Genomic DNA, 17,636 nt, shown 5'->3' with positions numbered 1-17,636 from the left:
CTTCCCCGTTTATCCATAAAAGAAAGGCGCAGATATGGCTCGTCCCCAAGTTGGAGATCAGGCACCTGACTTCACATTGCCGTCCGACAACAGCGATACGATCACTTTGTCATCGCTTAAAGGCAAACCGGTTATACTTTATTTCTACCCAAAGGATGACACTTCAGGTTGCACGAAGGAATCCATTGCCTTCTCCCAGCTAAAGCCACAATTCGACAAAATCGGCGCACGTATCGTTGGCCTTTCGCCAGATAGTGCAGAAAAACACGCCAAATTTCGTAAAAAACATGAGCTAACAGTCGATCTGGCAGCGGATGAAGACAAGACAGCACTTGAGGCTTACGGCGTTTGGGTCGAGAAAAGCATGTATGGCCGCAAATATATGGGCGTTGAGCGCACGACTTTTTTGATCGATTCCGCGGGCAAAATTGCCAAGGTTTGGGAAAAAGTAAAAGTCGACGGTCATGCGCAAGCCGTGCTTGAAACAGCTCAGGCGCTCTAAGCACATCCCGAAAAGTGTGAATCGCCTACGCTGGAAAATTAGTCCACTGGACTAATTTTCGACCCCGCTCCGATTAGATAAGATGCACGTTAAAGCAAAGGCTTAAAGCATCGATCTGATGCAGTCAGATCGAAATACGCTTCAAGCACGAAAGCTTCGGATAAGTTTTGTTAACCATGCTAGCATGCAATCGAATCAAAGAACCAGGATGCGAAGACTGCTGGCATGGCGCAAAAGTGGGACAGAACAGATAAAACTAAACGCAGTACGCGTTTGAATAGTCCTGTTTTGACGAAATGGGCACGCATGACAATGCTTGGCGCTATGGTTGCCTTCCTCGGCGTTGGAGCAAGCCTCTATATCGGATTTGAAAAGGCGCCTGAAAATCAGCCAAGCCTTGATAAAGCCACCAGCAAGCTTGCAGCAATGCTGAAAAAACCTTCACGCATGCAGCCCTTGCCAGAAATGCCTTCAGAATTACCTCCCGGCATCTCCGCCCAGCCAGAACTTTTTACACCTCAAGACGCGCTCATGATCCAGAAGGTCGATCCGATTATAACCGGACCGCGAACATATAAGCTGCGTGCTGCGTCCAAAGATTCTTAAAATCACACAAAAAACCCGGCTCACGGCCGGGTTTTTTAGGTTTTCTCTTAAAAAATTCAATCAATATCTTCGATGAGTTCAGCGCTGCCATTGATGCGATGTGCAAGGGCCGCTTCCATAAATGGTGTAACAGCACCGTCAAGCACTTCCTGCGGATTGGTGCTTTCGACACCCGTACGCAGGTCTTTGACGAGCTGATAGGGCTGCAACACGTAAGAACGAATCTGATGACCCCAGCCAATGTCAGTCTTGCTGGCATTGGCTGCATCCGTCGCCTCTTCACGCTTTTTGAGCTCGGCTTCATAAAGACGAGCACGCAACATAGACCACGCTTTTTCGCGGTTCTTGTGCTGCGAACGCTCAGCCTGACACTGCACAACAATACCGCTGGCGATATGCGTAATACGCACAGCAGAGTCCGTCGTGTTGACGTGCTGACCACCCGCGCCCGACGCACGATATGTATCGATGCGAACATCGGCTTCCGTTACCTGAACATCAATATTATCATCAATGACCGGGTAAACCCAGATACTTGCAAAGGACGTGTGGCGGCGGGCATTCGAATCATAAGGCGAGATACGAACCAGACGATGAACGCCGGATTCTGTTTTTGCCATGCCATAGGAGTTATGGCCCTTGATCAGAATGGTCGCAGACTTGATGCCAGCTTCTTCGCCATAATGCACTTCCATCACTTCGACCTTGCGCGCATTGCGTTCAGCCCAGCGGGTATACATGCGCAGAAGCATCGATGCCCAATCCTGACTTTCCGTACCGCCTGCACCGGCATGTACTTCCAGAAAGGTATCGTTGGAATCTGCTTCACCTGAAAGCAACATATCGATCTGGCGGGTATCGACGTCTTTCTTCAATTCGCGAATGGTGTTTTCAGCGTCCGCGATGATCGACTTGTCATCTTCCTCTTCGCCCATAGCGATGAGTTCGATACTGTCGTTCAGCGTCTGCCTGAGTGCATTAATGCCGTTGATGCTGTCTTCCAGTTGCTGGCGCTCGCGCATCAACTTCTGTGCTTCCTGTGCATCATTCCAAAGGGTCGGGTCTTCAGCTCTCTGATTCAGATAGCCCAGACGTTTGATTGCCTGATCCCAGTCAAAGATGCCTCCTCAGCAGGCTTATGGCCTGCTGAATTTCGTCAACCAACGTCTCGATTTCCGCGCGCATGGGCAAATCGTTCCTTCATTATTCCGCGTATATGTGGAGAAAACAGAGGCTCAAAATGAGCCAACCTCACACCCTGAATTGGACTGGCGTGAAGCCATCCAAGCGCCGCGGACCATAATTAGCACGCGGCGCAGTGTAAAGGGGGGTAAATTAGTAAAGTCCGCCCGAACCAGAGTTGATAGCCCGTGTGGCCTGGGGCGACTGCGGCTGAACGGGCGAGCCTTCACGATACTGATCCATACCGATAACCGAATAAGTGTCAGACGGACCGGTGCCCGGCTTAAATGCTTCCATGATCAAGTTCGGATCGCCCTGGTTTGTGCGCATACCAGTCTTACGATTGATCGCTATCAGCGTCATGCCTTCCGGCACACGGAAGTCGACCTTAGGCGTTCCGGCAAGAGCCTCGCTCATGAAATCCTTGAATACCGGCGCAGCCAATCCACCGCCCGTACCACCACGACCAAGCGGGGTCGGCGTATCATAACCCATGAATACACCGACAACCATGTCCGGCGTGAAACCGACGAACCAAGCGTCTTTTTCGTCGTTTGTCGTACCAGTTTTACCAGCAATCGGGCGATCAAGGCTCTTCAAAAGCTGTGCGGTACCGCGTTGCACAACGCCTTCCATCATTGACGTGATCTGATAGGCGGTCATCGGATCCAGCACCTGATCGCGATCATCGATCAGTGTCGGCTCTTCCTGATTTGACCATTGCTGAGCATTGCAGTTTTCGCACTTACGGGCATCATGCTTGAAAACAGTTTTACCGTAACGATCCTGAATACGGTCGATCATTGACGGTGTGATGCTTTGTCCGCCGTTGGCTATAACCGAGTACGCCGTCACCATGCGCAGAACAGTGGTTTCACCAGCCCCCAACGCCATCGACAGAACCGGCATCATCTTGTCATAAATACCGAAACGTTCTGCATATTCCGCAACCGTCTTCATGCCCATATCCTGAGCAAGACGCACAGTCATAACGTTACGCGACTGCTCGATACCATAGCGAAGCGTCGATGGGCCGGAAAATTTGCCGGAATAGTTCTTCGGAGCCCAGACGCCAAGTGCGCCGCCTTGATTGACTTCCAACGGACCGTCAAGAACGACGGAGGCAGGTGTGTAGCCGTTATCAAGGGCTGCTGCATAAACGAATGGCTTAAAGGATGAGCCTGGCTGGCGATACGCCTGCGTGGCGCGATTGAATTCTGACTGGCCATAGGAAAACCCGCCGACCATTGCCAGAACACGACCCGTATGCGGGTCCATCGCAACCAGTGCGCCTTGTAGCTTTGGCGGCTGCTGCAAACGGAAACGCGAGTCGCCCTCACCAGCTTTCGAGACGTAAATAATGTCACCGGCTTTCAGAACGCCTTCCGGCGATTTCGCACTGCCGCGCTTGCCATCAATATTGGTGACGCGCATTGCCCATTTCATATCATCGGCTGATATAAAGGCGCGTGTACGCTCTCTACTGCGTGATCCTGATCCCTCAATGGCGGGCTGAAGACCAATATCAGCGCCCGCAGCAGAAACGTTGAGCACCACAGCAAGCTGCCATTCCGGTACATCTTCGTAAGATTGCATATCGCCAAAAGCGGCGGCCCAATCGCTGCCAAGTTCAACGTGCTTCAAAGGTCCACGCCATCCCCGCGCTTCATCATAACGGAGCATTGCGGTTTGCAGCGCCTTGCGCGCCTCAACCTGCAAAGTAGGGTTTAGCGTCGTACGGACAGACAAGCCACCTTCATAGAGCGCATCAACGCCATATTTCTGGATTATCTGGCGGCGCACTTCTTCACTGAAATATTCAGACGCAAAAAGATAATGAGTCGCTGTGCGCGTCTTAACACCAAGTGGCTCTTTCTTGGCTTCATCTGCTTCTTGTGTCGTAATGTACCCGTTTTCAGCCATACGATCGATTACCCAGTTGCGGCGTTCAATCGCGCGTTCAGGGTGACGGAACGGGTGGTAATTGTTCGGGCCTTTGGGCAAAGCAGCAAGATATGCTGCGTCTGCAATGCTGAGTTCGCCTGCGGATTTATCGAAATAGGTAAGAGCAGCACTGGCGATACCATAGGAACCCAGGCCGAAGAAAATTTCGTTGAGATAGAGCTCGAGAATGCGGTCCTTGGAATAGGCCTGCTCAATACGCATCGCAAGAATTGCTTCTTTGATCTTGCGGTCATAAGTCTGGTTCGATGAGAGAAGAAAGTTCTTTGCGACCTGCTGCGTAATGGTGGAAGCACCAACCGGGCGACGACCTGATCCCATATTCTTGACATTTGTAACTATTGCACGGGCGAGACCACCAAAATCCAGTCCATGATGCTCATAAAAAGTTTTGTCTTCAGCAGAGATAAAAGCCGCCTTAACGCGGTTCGGTATAGCCTGAATTGGCAAATACATGCGGCGTTCACGCGCATATTCCGCCATTAGGCTACCGTCCGACGCATGAACGCGCGTCATCACCGGGGGCTCGTATTTTGCGAGCACCTCGTAATCAGGCAAATCCTTGGTGAGACTTCCAATATAAATGGCAACACCTCCGGCAACTATAAGCGCCAGAACCGTTCCAATTCCAAAGAAATATCCGATAAGCCTTACCATGAACCCGGAATCCCGCCTTCAGATTATCCGTAAAACAAGGGAGCAATACTAATATCTCCCGCCGATCAAAACCCTTTAACCAACAGATGGTTTAGTGACCACCAAATGCGTCAAAGGCAAGATCGTTTCCCAATTTTTACCAATTAAACCCACACAATACGAAAAGGCCGACAAAAATACTTAACGCTGTTGCAAGCGTGCATCTTATAAGTAACCGCGGAAATTAAATCCCACTGAAATCTACACTATTTCAGCCTTTTGACAAAATATCTGGATGTTTTTGAATTTCAAACGCTCGAATTGCCAGAGCTATGCGATCTGCGAGCTTTCGGCGCCACTCCGGATTGCTGATAAGCTTCTCGTCCTCGGCATTAGACAAATAGCCAATTTCGATCAAAACTGACGGTACGTCCGGGGCCCGCAGAACCTGAAACCCAGCAAAGCGATGCGGATTGTTGATAAGATTCACTTCACCCTGAAGCGAGTGGATGACTTTTTCGGCAAAGCTCAATGAAAATGTATGCGTCTCGCGGCGGGTCAGATCGAGCAGAATATCGGCAACTTCGGGTAATGCTTCCGGAGCAGCGCCTGCAATACTATCCGACTTGTTCTCACGCTCAGCCATAGCGCGAGCAACGGAATCCGACGCCTTGTCGGAGATTGTATAGACGGTCGCCCCACGAATATCGCCCTGATTGATCGTGTCTGCATGAATCGAAATAAAGAGATCTGCCGACTGCTGTCGAGCAAGGCGCACACGCTCTGAAAGACGCAGAAACGTATCGTCATCGCGCGTCATCAGAGCCTTGATGTTCTTTTCTTTCGCCAGACGATCCCGCAATTCCTTACCAAAAGCCAGTGTCAGATCTTTTTCCTTGATACCGCTCAGGCTCTCCGCACCGCTATCGATGCCACCATGACCGGGATCAATCATCACGATGAATGGATGCGTAGTGTCGGCACCGGGCGTTCGAACCGCCGTTCCAGCAGTTTGTTTGCGCTCAGTCGATCCTGTGACTTCATGTTGAGAAGCAAGCTTTTCAGAAAACTCACGATCCGATGAAGCCACTATATCAGCGACAAGCCGGTAGCCAGGCGCAGTTTCATTCTTGAGCACCTGAATATCTTCAACGTTGAATGGGCCACGCAGTGTCAGAATGAGACGGGAGCGATTTTCGCCGACCAACCCATAGCGCACACGCGAAACAATGCCCCTCGCCTCAAGGCTTTTGTCATCAAAGCCGAAACGGGTTTCTGGTAAATCAAAAATTAGTCGATGCGGATTGGCTAGCAACAGCGTCGAAAATTTCGGTTCGCGATCAAACATGATCACAACCCGCATACGCAAATCATCGCCTGCCATGCGATATGTTAATGCTGAAAGCGGAGCAGTATCTTCGGCTTTAGCGGAACCAATGTGAAAAACAGCAGCGCACATCATTGCCAGAAGCATGATGAGTTTTGGTGCCACCAATATTTTTTTGAAGCCGCTTTTCTGGTTCACGCAAGACATCCGTAATCGCGATCTAAACTCTAGGGAATAATTTTCGATCAGACATTTGCACTTCGAACAGTGATTGCATGTCTTTCATAAATCTATCCGTACAAAATTATGGTTAACGAAGACTTCTCGGCCGACTTTCCGAGCTAACGATGAGCTCAAATAAGCTCTATAAACACCTTTCGGCAAAATTACGATCAAGGTGTCAACTGATATTCATACTTGTCATAGTTCGAACTACGCCATAAAAGCTAAGGTAGGTTATGGATTAGCTACCAGAATCGTTTGCCGGTTTTTAAAACGGAGCGCGAGGAAAGTCAGCAAAAACAGTGGCGTAGTAAGATCTCCACCCATTAACCCGCACAGAATTCAGCGGAATACGGCTCCCCGCCGCCTCCGTTTTTTAATCGGCCGACTGCGCATGGATACGCGCTGTCGCCAGCGCTCTGAAAGAGCAAACAGGTCGGCCCGGCTTTTTCGGGTCATATACGAGGTCGTTTCGTTCGGAACAGCTATGGGTCAAGCAAGACTGACCATTGCAAGCCTGGAGACCGTGATTGCCATGAGGCCATCGCGCGCAAGGACAGCAGCTTTTATTCCGACGAACCCAATATCATTCGGCAGATGCACCCCAGCCAGAACGACAGCCTTCGCGGCCTCGTCAGGCTTAAGCGGCTTGCGTCTTTGCGCCGGTAAGAAAGATTATAATGTCCAACAAAATGCTTATAGATGCCTCCCACCCGGAGGAGACACGCGTTATCGTAACGCGTGGGAACAAAATTGAAGAATTCGACTTCGAGTCGGAACACAAGAAGCAGTTAAAAGGTAATATTTATCTCGCACGCGTTACCCGCGTCGAACCATCTCTTCAGGCTGCGTTCGTGGAGTATGGCGGCAATCGCCATGGCTTCCTCGCATTTTCCGAGATTCATCCTGATTATTATCAGATCCCGGCTGCGGATCGTTTAGCCCTTCTTGAAGCGGAAGCGAAAGCTGCCCGCGCGGAAGACGATGAAGACGAACCAAAGGCTAAAAGCAACGATCGCTCGCGCCGTCATCGCCGTCGCGGACGCCGTGATGGTCAAAATGGTGATCAGCAAGCCAATAACGGTTTGCCTGCGGCAGAACCTGTTGGCCCGGCGTTTGAAAACTACATTCCGGGCACGCCTGCCATCGCGCTGATGAAGCAGAGCGGCAACGTCATTTCGGAAGCCGTTGACTCTGATGATGACGATGATGATGATTCGGACGTAGAGAACGAAGAAGACATCGTTGAATCGGTTGGTTCTGAAGATGCCATGGAAGAGCTTCCCTCGCATGGTCGGACCAATCGCCGTCAGTATAATATTCAGGAAGTGATCAAGCGCCGTCAGATCATTTTGGTTCAGGTGGTTAAGGAAGAGCGCGGCAATAAGGGCGCTGCTCTGACTACCTATCTGTCGCTGGCTGGCCGTTATTCGGTTTTGATGCCAAATACTGCTCGCGGTGGCGGCATTTCACGCAAGATTACCAGTCCACAGGATCGCAAGCGTCTTAAGGACATCGTCAAGGATCTCGAAGTGCCGCAGGGCATGGGTGTAATCCTGCGTACGGCTGGTGCAAACCGAACCAATGCCGAAGTCAAGCGCGACTATGAATATCTGATGCGTATGTGGGAAAATGTGCGCACACTAACGCTACAGTCGATGGCACCTTCGCTCGTCTATGAAGAAGGCAGCCTGATCAAGCGCTCGATCCGCGATCTTTATAACAAGGACATCACCGAGATTCTCGTTTCAGGTGAAACCGGTTATCGCGAAGCAAAAGAATTCATGCGTATGCTCATGCCGAGCCATGCCAGAGTTGTTCAACCCTACCGCGAACAGGTTCCAATCTTTACACGTTACGGCCTGGAAGCGCTGCTTGATCGCATGTTGGTGCCACAGGTAACACTCAAATCCGGTGGTTATCTGATCATCAACCAGACCGAAGCTCTGGTTGCCATCGATGTGAACTCGGGTCGCTCGACCCGTGAACATTCGATTGAAGACACGGCACTCCAGACCAACCTGGAAGCGGCTGAAGAAGTTGCGCGTCAGTTGCGTTTGCGCGATCTCGCCGGTCTAATCGTTGTCGACTTCATCGACATGGAAGAAAAGCGCAACAATCGCGCTGTCGAAAAAAGGATGAAGGACTGCCTGAAAGACGACCGTGCGCGCATTCAGGTTGGCCGCATTTCGCATTTCGGTCTTCTCGAAATGTCGCGCCAGCGTATTCGTGCATCCGTTCTCGAAAGCACAATGCAGGTTTGCCAGCATTGCGGCGGCACCGGACATGTCCGTTCAGATTCCTCAATGGCGCTGCATATTATTCGCGGCATTGAAGATTATCTGCTGCGTCATACGGGCTACGATATTACCGTACGTACGCCTGTTGCTTCTGCACTTTACGTGCTCAACAACAAGCGGCAGCTGCTGGCTGATCTGGAAGGTCGTTTCGGCCTCGACATCAGCATTGATGCTGACGATAGTGTTGGTCACCAGCATTTTGTCATCGACAAGGGCGCACCATCGACACGTCCTGTGACTATACAGCCGGTTCAGGCTATTGTTTATGAAGATGACCTCAACGACCCTGATATTCCACTAGAGGATGACGAGGCCGAAGAGGAAATCAAAACCGATGCACAGCCTCGCGAAGAGAATGGCGAAAAAGGTGATCGCAACAAGCGTCGCCGTCGTCGTCGTCGTGGTGGTCGCGATCGTGAAAACGGCGAACAGACCGAAAATACCGAAGCGGGTTCGGAAGGTACCGACGACGAAGGCGATGAGGATACTAACCCTCAGAGCAATGCTTCGCTGAGTGAAGAAGATCGTCGCAAGAAGCGTCGTCGCGGTCGTCGTGGTGGACGCAAGAACCGTCGTGAAGACGAAATTCAGGTCAAAAAAGTGCCTGATCCTGAATTCGTCGGTTACACACCAGTGATACCGGTAAAGGCAGAAGAAAAGCCTGCCGTAACGGAGGATGTTGCTGTTGAAACCGCAAGCGTTGAGGTGATTGAGGCTCCAGTGGCTGTCGAGACAGACGAAAAGCCGTCAAAGCCAGCTCGCAAGCCACGTGGTCGCAAGACCGCGAAAAGCGAAGAAGCAGCGAACGACGATGTCGTTGCGGCTGATCCGAGCGAAGAGCCTGCAAAGCCTGCTCGCAGGGGACGCTCACGTAAGAAGCTTGTTGAAGAAGAAGCGTCTGTGGAAGCAGCGGTTCAAGCCGAGGAAGAAGCCGAAGCGGAAAAACCAAAGCGCCGTACTCGCAAGGCTGCAACCAAGGTTGAAGTGGAAGAAACCGTAGAGGAAACTGCACCTGTTGCAGAACCGCAAAAGGTTGTTGAGCCACAAAAAGTTATAGAACCACAGAAAGTTACCGAGGCTGTTGTTACCTCAAGTGAAACTGAGGAAAAGAAGACGAAGCGCGGCGGCTGGTGGCAGAAAAAGGGCTTCTTCTAAGCCAAGCTCATCTCTCATTTGAGACACAAGAAAACCGGCGGAAACGCCGGTTTTCTTTTTGCTTTATGATTTCAGGCTTTTTGCCGTGGAAGCCACTCTTCAAGACGACGTACCGCTTCTTCGATCTCCTCGACCTTGCCCGCATACGAAAATCGCATGGTGCGGTGCCCGTCGACTGGATCAAAATCGCGTCCAGGTGTGGCTGCGATATTGGTTTCGGCAATCATGCGGCGTGCGAATTGCATACTGTCATTGGTAAAGCGCGACACATCGCAATACGCATAAAATGCACCATCCATAGGTGCAGCAAGGCTTAGCCCCATGTGCGGCAGATTCTCAAGCAGAATTTTGCGGTTTTGACGGTAACGGTCTTTTACAAGTTCCAGTTCGGCTGTCGCATGGAATGCTTCGATTGCTGCGCGCTGCGAGAGTTCAGGGGCAGAAATATATAGGCTTTGACCGAGACATTCGACAGCGCGAACATCGGCTTCTGGCAGAACCATCCAGCCAATACGCCAACCGGTCATGCAATAATATTTTGAGAATGAATTGATGACGGTAACATCATTGGAAATCTGCAATGCGGTCACATCTTCCGCTTCATAGGAAAGACGATGATAGATTTCATCCGAAATAACGCGAATGCCGAGATCGCGTGCAGTCTCGATAATCGCCTGCAATTCCGGCTTGTCGATGACGGCGCCCGTTGGGTTCGCAGGGCTTGCGAAAAGCACGCCTTTGAGCGGCTTTTCGGCATGGGCCGAAGCTAAGGCTTCAGCCGTCAACGCACCAGATGCGCCGGTTTCATTGGCTATTTCCACCACTTCAAGACCAAGCGCCGTCAAGATATTACGATAGGCAGGATAACCGGGACGCGTGATTGCAACACGATCACCCAGATCAAAATAAACCAAAAATGCCAGATTAAACGCCGCTGACGACCCTGTGGTGATTGCGATACGCTCAGGCGACACGCTTACACTATAATTTTGCGCATAATGCGCAGCAATTGCCTCGCGCAATTCAATAAGACCAAGCGCATCAGTGTAGCCAATACGCCCATCTTTCAGAGCGCGTTCCGCAGCCAGCCGCACAATTTGTGGTGCAGGATCTGCCGGTTGCCCGACTGCCATAGAAATAATCGGATGGCCCGCAGCGCGACGACGATTGGCCTCCGCCAGAACATCCATAGCGTGAAATGGTTCGACTGCGCTACGGTTGGAAAGAGTATTCAACTTGGCCTCCAAAAAGCAGGGAATGCGATGCAACTCCCCCGCCCTATAATCGCCGGATTGGTAAAGCAACAGCTTTAGAGGATTTCCTGCAAAAGTGCTTAGCGGTTTTGCGTAGGACAATGCGGCAAAACAGATAGATAGAGTACCAAGCGTCCCATTGGACGCATAAAAGATGTTCTAAACTAGTTTAAATACGCATCGTGTCTTCCAAAAATCGCAAGCGATTTTTGAGCCTATGCTTTCGTAAAAACGACGATGAAGATTGCTGTAAAATCCTTACAGTGGCGGCAGACATTAAGATTCGCGTCAGTCTGGTTTGGGGAAGATGAGGAGCACTATGAGAAGCATGACTGCAACTTTCTCGGCCAGAGCTTTTTCTTTTCAAAATATGATGCGCCGCTCGGTTGCGGCATTTGCAGCCCTCACTATTGCTATAACTGGCATAGTGCCCGCCGAGGCGCAATCACGTGGCGGGGGCGTTCCCATCGTTCGTGATGCAGAAATTGAAGCGCTTGTTGCAGATTATGCAGCCCCAATCCTCAAAGCTGCCGGATTGGGTGGGCGCGGTGTTCGCGTCATTCTCGTCAACTCTCAAAGTTTCAATGCTTTCGTCGATGGTCGCCGCATTTTCATCAATACCGGCGCGATCATGCAGTCAGAAACGCCTAATGAAATCATCGGTGTCATTGCCCATGAAGCCGGACATATTGCAGGTGGTCATCAGGATCGCTTGCGCGAGCAGCTAAGCCGCGCACGCACCATGGCGGTCATCGGTATGCTTCTTGGCGTCGGCGCTGGCGTTGCAGGGGCTGCGGCAGGCAGCGGTGCAGCTGCAAGCGCTGGTGGTGGTATCGCCATGGGAAGTACCGAAATGGCGATGCGCAATTTGCTTAGCTATCAGCGCACCGAAGAGATAACTGCGGACCGTTTGGCGGTGAACTATCTTAATGCCACTGGTCAATCGACAAAGGGCATGCTTGACACCTTTCAGCGTTTCGCTTCAGCCCTTTCCCTGTCAGGCACACAAATCGATCAATATCGGATAAGCCATCCATTGCCGCGTGAACGTATTGCCAATCTTGAGGAACTTGCCAGAAAAAGCCCGAACTATAATAAGACGGATTCTGCGGCTCTCCAGCTTAGACATGATATGGCGCGGGTTAAAATCGCTGCCTATTCCAACAATATGGGCGCGTTGCAACGCATATCTCGAAGCAGTCCCGGAGGATTGCCTGCCCGTTATGGCAGCGCAATTACAACTTATCTGAACGGCTCGGCACGCTCCGCAATGCCGAAATTCGAAGCACTGATTAAAGAGCAGCCCAAGAACCCGTATTTTCAGGAAATGATGGGAGAAGTTCTGATCAAGGCAAATAATCCTGCAGGGGCGGCCAAGGCTTTTCAGCGTGCAGTTTCACTTGATACGCGCAAATCACCGCTCCTTCGCATGAGCTATGGCCGCGCTTTGATGCTCACCGGCACGAAAGCCAACATGCCAACAGCAATCAGAGAGTTGAAAGCAGGTATTGCAGCCGACCCGGAATTTCCAGGCGGATACGGTTTTCTCGCACAGGCCTATGGTCAGTCGGGCGACATGGCACGCGCAGACCTTGCAACCGCAGACATGAACTATTATTCCGGGAAAATACAACAGGCTCAGATATTTGCGATACGTGCGCAAAAGCAGTTAAAACGGGGAACGCCGGACTGGCTACGTGCGCAAGATATTATCAATGCGAAGACAAAAAAGTAATAAGCTTGAGCATTCCCAGCAAAAGTGCGTGTGCTTTTTGCGTGGGATAATGCGAAAGACAAATAATTAGAGCGTTTCCTATGATTCAATCAAAACAGGGAATACTCTAAGACGCGATACTAGCGAATACCGATACGGCTTTTCAGAACGTATGAAAGTGAAGACTATGAAGAATGTGATTTTGGGGTCGTTGGCTGGTGGGATCGTTGGTGCCGCAGCCCTTGCTCTGGGTTATTATGCAGGCACGGTCAATCAGCCAGCGCCCATTCAGGCCGCCGCCTCAACAGCCACGTCTGAACAGGCCGTTGAGAATATTGTTCGAAACTATCTTCTGCAAAACCCAGAGATCATGATTGAGGTGCAGACGGCGCTTGAAACAAAGCAGGCCGAAGCAGCAGAGGCGCACGTCAAGAATGTTCTGACCTCAAGTCAGGACCAGCTTTTCAACCCCGCTCATGATGCCGTCTTCGGCAATCCAAAGGGCGATGTGACTATATTCGAGTTCTTTGATTATAATTGCGGCTATTGCAAACGCGCTCTGCCCGATATGCAGGCGATCATCAAGCATGATCCAAATGTGCGTTTCGTGATGAAGGAACTGCCGATCCTGGGACCAGATTCCACCCGCGCGCATATCGTGGCACAGGCCTTCAAAGCGCTTGTGCCTGAAAAATATGCTGAGTTTCACCAGTTGCTGCTTGGCGCACCAGAACGCGCGACCGAAGCTTCTGCGATTGCCGATGCAGTCAAGCTCGGAGCCGATGAAGCGCAGCTTCGTGAAAAGATGCAGGATCCGGCGATCACGGGTTCATTTCAGGACACATATCAGCTCGCTCAAAAGCTCAACATCACCGGCACGCCATCCTATATCATCGGAAACGAACTTATTCCCGGTGCAATTGGTGCGGAAGGTCTGATTGAAAGAATCGCCGCTGCACGCGCTGCCAGCAAAAGCTGAGAATATCTATTTTTGCCACAAATTGTGTTCATTCCACAAAGAATAGCGGGAAAAACGCTGTGGTAAATCAGATGCATTGAATTAGAGGGTTTCGACTTGCCTCCAAGCCCTCTATATGAAATGCGAAGTGTAATTGAACTTTCGTAATAGGCCCGTTATCGATCACGGACGAATATGACAAAAACGGTTTTTGTTCTCAATGGCCCCAATCTCAATCTTCTTGGGAGACGTGAGCCAGGCATTTACGGTGTAGCGACGCTCGATGATATCGAAGCGAGCTGCAAACGTGTCGCTGCAGAACTGGACTTATTCGTCGAATTTCGCCAAACCAATTATGAGGGTGATCTTGTGAGCTGGATTCAGGAAGCGGGTGAAAAAAACGCTTATGTCCTGATCAATCCGGCTGCATACAGCCACACTTCGATTGCTATTCAAGATGCCATTCGCTCGGCCAAGGTTACGGTCGTGGAAGTGCATTTATCGAACATTCATGCGCGTGAAGCTTTCCGGCATCACTCTTATGTCTCCGCAGTCGCCAAGGGCGTTATCTGCGGCTTTGGCGCGGAGGGATACCAGCTCGGCCTGCGCGCACTCGCGGCAATTGCCAAAGAAGAAGAAAACAACGGGCAAAGCTTAAAAGGGGCCTAATATGTCCAGCAAAACCTCCGTCATCGACAAGGAAACTATTCGCGATCTCGCGGATATCCTCAATGAAACCGACCTGACCGACATCGAAGTCGAGCATGGCGATCTGCGTATTCGCGTTTCGCGCAAGGTAACGGTTCAGGCTGCGGCCACCGTGATGCAGGCAGCACCCGTTGTCGCTGCTGCACCTGTCGCTGCTGTTGCAGCAGAGCCAACCAAGGCAGAAATTTCGAAGAACGCAGTTCCTTCGCCAATGGTCGGCACCGCTTATCTGGCACCAGCACCCGGCGCACGCAACTTCATCGAAGTTGGTACGCAGGTCAAAGAAGGTCAGACCCTTCTCATCATCGAAGCCATGAAGACCATGAACCAGATTTCGGCACCACGCGCCGGTACGGTCAAGGCTATTCTGATTGAAGATGCAGCGCCTGTTGAATTCGGCGAACCGCTTGTCGTCATCGAATAAGATGACCATCTGGTCAATAGAATCCGGGCTTATTCAATGAACGGGCAGCAAAGCGCAATGTTTCAAAAGATACTCATAGCCAATCGTGGCGAAATCGCTCTTCGTGTGCTCAGAGCTTGTAAAGAACTGGGCATAAAGACGGTCGCAGTCCATTCCACAGCCGATGCCGATGCGATGCATGTTCGCCTTGCGGACGAAAGCGTTTGCATTGGACCGCCTCCATCACGCGACAGCTATCTGAATATTCATCAAATCGTTGCAGCCTGTGAAATAACCGGCGCTGATGCAATCCATCCGGGTTATGGCTTCCTATCGGAAAATGCTAAATTTGCTGAGATTCTTGAAGCACACAGCATTACCTTTATCGGACCGACCTCTGCGCATATCCGCACCATGGGCGACAAGATCGAAGCCAAGCGCACCGCAAAGCGCCTCGGCATTCCAGTCGTTCCGGGTTCAGATGGCGGCGTGACGGACGAAAACGAAGCCAAGCGCATCGCAAAAGAAATCGGCTATCCAGTCATCATCAAGGCTTCTGCCGGTGGTGGCGGTCGCGGCATGAAAGTTGCGAAGACCGAAGACGATCTGGCCGTTGCCCTTGCAACTGCGCGTACCGAAGCAGGCGCGGCCTTCGGCGATGATGCTGTTTATATCGAGAAGTATCTCGAAAAGCCGCGTCACATCGAAGTGCAGGTCATGGGTGACGGCGCTGGCAATGCAATCCATCTGGGTGAGCGCGATTGTTCTTTGCAGCGTCGCCACCAGAAGGTCTGGGAAGAAGCCAATTCACCAGCGCTGAATGCTGAAGCACGTGACAAGATTGGCATGATATGTGCCAATGCTGTTGCTGACATGGGCTATCGGGGTGCAGGTACAATCGAGTTCCTCTATGAAAATGGCGAGTTCTATTTCATCGAAATGAATACCCGTCTTCAGGTGGAACATCCGGTCACTGAAGCCATTACCGGCATCGATCTTGTTCACGAGCAGATCCGCGTAGCAGCTGGCCTTGGCCTTTCGGTCAAGCAGGATGACGTGCGTTTCTCTGGCCATGCCATTGAGTGCCGCATCAATGCTGAAGACCCACGCAACTTCACGCCTTCACCGGGCCTGATCACCCATTATCATACCCCGGGTGGCCTTGGTATCCGCGTGGATTCGGGCGTTTATTCCGGCTACCGCATCCCGCCTTACTATGACAGCCTCATCGGCAAGCTCATTGTTCATGGCCGCAACCGCGTTGAATGCATGATGCGTTTGCGTCGTGCACTCGATGAGTTCGTGGTTGATGGCGTGAAAACGACCCTACCGCTGTTCCAGGACCTGATTTCCAATCAGGACATTGCCAATGGTGATTACGACATCCATTGGCTGGAAAAATATCTGGCTAAGCAGTCAGAAACCCCAAATGCATAAGAACATGGGCGCATAAATAAAGTGACCGCAGGAGCTTCCCCGGACGACCATACAATCGACCCGGAATTGCTCCTGCGGGCCTATGCCACCGGGGTTTTCCCAATGGCAGAAGAAGCAGACGATCCCGAGATTTTCTGGGTTCGACCTGATAAGCGCGGCATCATCCCGCTTGACGGCTTTCACGTTCCGAAAAGCCTGCAAAAAACCATCCGACAAGCAGTTTTTGAAATTAGGCTCGACAGTGATTTCGAGGGCGTCATCGACGGCTGTGCGAGTGGCTCTGGCGAACGTGCGCGAACATGGATCAATGCTCCCATCCGTGAGGCCTATGGCAAGCTCTTTGATGCCGGACATTGCCACACGGTCGAAGCCTGGCACGAGGGGCAACTCGTTGGCGGGCTTTATGGCGTAACACTTGGTAGAGCTTTTTTTGGCGAAAGCATGTTTACGCGTAAACGCGACGCATCAAAGGTCTGCCTTGCTTTTCTGGTCGAGCATCTGAATAAGCAAGGTTTTGTGCTGCTGGATACACAGTTTACAACAGCGCATCTTGAACGGTTTGGTGCAATTGAAGTGAAGCGCAAAAAATATGAAGTTCTTCTTGATGAAGCGCTTCAGGGCAGCGCAACATTCTGAAGTTTGATTATTGACGCTGATTAGGCGGCGGAACGTCAGACGACTGCTTGCAGTTCTTCAGCCACACATCATAAATCGGATGTTCGACAGCATTGAGACCCGGGCTATCGGCAAACATCCAGCCTGTGAAAATACGACGAATTTTACGGTCGAGCGTAATCTCATCAACCTCTACAAAACCATCTGTACGTGGCGCTTCATTCTCGGTGCGCGAGTAGCAAACTTTTGGCGTAACCTGAAGCGCACCAAATTGCACAGTCTCGTTGATATAGACATCGAATGTCGTGATGCGGCCTGTGATCTTGTCGAGCCCGGAAAATTCGGCAACCGGATTAGAAATGCGTTCTGCAAAGGCCGAATTGAAACTCAATGTTCCGGCGAGAACGGTAAGCAAAGCGAGTTTCGCAGCGCTTGTAATCCAGTTCTTTCCGTTAACAACCGTGCCGGGAGAATGCTTCGTCAAAACGGATATCCGTATAATCTGGTTAAATATAGAGCCGCAACAATTCCTAATCATCAATTGTGACGATTCGTGGCCCGGTCGCAAGCAACAATGCTTTACAACCGTCTGTGCAGCGCATCTATCCTCAAACCTTTTGCGTTATGGTGCAAAAGAAAAAGACCGGCAGAAAAAC

At 51.1% G+C, this 17,636-nt stretch carries 14 protein-coding genes and 1 pseudogene; 9 read left to right on the top strand and 6 right to left on the bottom strand.

Going from position 1 to position 17,636, the window contains the following annotated elements; all coding sequences use genetic code 11:
• Nucleotides 1–34: 34 nt before the first annotated feature.
• Both bcp and CEV31_RS11050 read left to right on the top strand, forming a co-directional pair.
• A complete protein-coding gene (bcp, locus tag CEV31_RS11055; protein ID WP_094507096.1) occupies nucleotides 35–502 on the top strand; it encodes a thioredoxin-dependent thiol peroxidase in 468 nt (155 codons plus the stop codon).
• A gap of 306 nt (nucleotides 503–808) precedes the next feature.
• Nucleotides 809–1,108 carry a hypothetical protein gene (locus CEV31_RS11050; RefSeq protein ID WP_094507095.1) on the top strand — a complete coding sequence of 100 codons (300 nt, stop codon included), beginning with the start codon at nucleotides 809–811 and terminating at the stop codon, nucleotides 1,106–1,108.
• Nucleotides 1,109–1,164: 56 nt separating this feature from the next.
• Here CEV31_RS11050 and prfB read toward each other — a convergent pair.
• The 4 genes and pseudogenes from prfB to CEV31_RS11030 all read right to left on the bottom strand — a co-directional run.
• Nucleotides 1,165–2,293 (bottom strand): peptide chain release factor 2 gene (gene prfB, locus CEV31_RS11045; protein WP_143850917.1). Its coding sequence is split into 2 segments (ribosomal slippage): nucleotides 1,165–2,223 and nucleotides 2,225–2,293, totalling 1,128 coding nucleotides; the frame shifts between segments, so codons are not numbered across the junction.
• A 150-nt stretch (nucleotides 2,294–2,443) separates the two neighbouring features.
• A complete protein-coding gene (locus CEV31_RS11040; RefSeq protein ID WP_094507093.1) occupies nucleotides 2,444–4,909 on the bottom strand; it encodes a penicillin-binding protein 1A in 2,466 nt (821 codons plus the stop codon).
• 250 nt (nucleotides 4,910–5,159) lie between these two features.
• A complete protein-coding gene (locus tag CEV31_RS11035; RefSeq protein WP_094507092.1) occupies nucleotides 5,160–6,422 on the bottom strand; it encodes an N-acetylmuramoyl-L-alanine amidase in 1,263 nt (420 codons plus the stop codon).
• 507 nt (nucleotides 6,423–6,929) lie between these two features.
• Nucleotides 6,930–7,112, bottom strand: a pseudogene (locus CEV31_RS11030) (hypothetical protein); the annotation flags it as partial.
• Between the two features lie 5 nt (nucleotides 7,113–7,117).
• Here CEV31_RS11030 and CEV31_RS11025 point away from each other — a divergent pair.
• Nucleotides 7,118–9,892: an Rne/Rng family ribonuclease gene (locus CEV31_RS11025; protein WP_094507091.1), complete on the top strand. Its 2,775-nt coding sequence runs from the start codon at nucleotides 7,118–7,120 to the stop codon at nucleotides 9,890–9,892.
• Between the two features lie 71 nt (nucleotides 9,893–9,963).
• Here the strand turns inward: CEV31_RS11025 and CEV31_RS11020 are convergent, their stop codons facing one another.
• Nucleotides 9,964–11,127 carry a pyridoxal phosphate-dependent aminotransferase gene (locus CEV31_RS11020; RefSeq protein WP_094507332.1) on the bottom strand — a complete coding sequence of 388 codons (1,164 nt, stop codon included), beginning with the start codon at nucleotides 11,125–11,127 and terminating at the stop codon, nucleotides 9,964–9,966.
• Nucleotides 11,128–11,464: 337 nt separating this feature from the next.
• Here CEV31_RS11020 and CEV31_RS11015 point away from each other — a divergent pair, with 337 nt between their 5' ends.
• The 6 genes from CEV31_RS11015 to aat all read left to right on the top strand — a co-directional run bounded on the left by CEV31_RS11015 (nucleotide 11,465) and on the right by aat (nucleotide 17,001).
• The gene (locus CEV31_RS11015; protein ID WP_094507090.1) at nucleotides 11,465–12,880 is read left to right on the top strand and encodes a M48 family metalloprotease; all 1,416 of its coding nucleotides are present in this window, start codon (nucleotides 11,465–11,467) and stop codon (nucleotides 12,878–12,880) included.
• Between the two features lie 166 nt (nucleotides 12,881–13,046).
• Nucleotides 13,047–13,838 (top strand): DsbA family protein, encoded by a 792-nt coding sequence (locus tag CEV31_RS11010; protein WP_094507089.1) that lies wholly within the window; start codon nucleotides 13,047–13,049, stop codon nucleotides 13,836–13,838.
• A gap of 174 nt (nucleotides 13,839–14,012) precedes the next feature.
• Nucleotides 14,013–14,486, top strand: a complete 474-nt coding sequence (gene aroQ / locus CEV31_RS11005) for a type II 3-dehydroquinate dehydratase (protein WP_094507088.1) — start codon at nucleotides 14,013–14,015, stop codon at nucleotides 14,484–14,486.
• 1 nt (nucleotide 14,487) lies between these two features.
• Nucleotides 14,488–14,949, top strand: coding sequence for an acetyl-CoA carboxylase biotin carboxyl carrier protein (gene accB, locus CEV31_RS11000; RefSeq protein WP_094507087.1), 462 nt, complete (start codon nucleotides 14,488–14,490; stop codon nucleotides 14,947–14,949).
• Between the two features lie 57 nt (nucleotides 14,950–15,006).
• Complete coding sequence (gene accC / locus CEV31_RS10995) at nucleotides 15,007–16,365, top strand: acetyl-CoA carboxylase biotin carboxylase subunit (protein ID WP_094507331.1); 1,359 nt, start codon at nucleotides 15,007–15,009, stop codon at nucleotides 16,363–16,365.
• 66 nt (nucleotides 16,366–16,431) lie between these two features.
• Nucleotides 16,432–17,001, top strand: coding sequence for a leucyl/phenylalanyl-tRNA--protein transferase (aat, locus tag CEV31_RS10990; protein ID WP_235818081.1), 570 nt, complete (start codon nucleotides 16,432–16,434; stop codon nucleotides 16,999–17,001).
• Nucleotides 17,002–17,008: 7 nt separating this feature from the next.
• Here the strand turns inward: aat and CEV31_RS10985 are convergent, their stop codons facing one another.
• On the bottom strand, nucleotides 17,009–17,479 hold the full coding sequence (locus tag CEV31_RS10985) for a DUF2155 domain-containing protein (RefSeq protein WP_094507330.1): 471 nt from the start codon (nucleotides 17,477–17,479) through the stop codon (nucleotides 17,009–17,011).
• Nucleotides 17,480–17,636: the final 157 nt, after the last annotated feature.

Origin of the sequence: Brucella thiophenivorans (assembly GCF_002252445.1) — a bacterium.
In the GTDB taxonomy this organism is placed as follows: domain Bacteria; phylum Pseudomonadota; class Alphaproteobacteria; order Rhizobiales; family Rhizobiaceae; genus Brucella; species Brucella thiophenivorans.
Note: the sequence above shows the minus strand (reverse complement) of the source record. Positions and strands in the feature narration are given on the sequence as shown.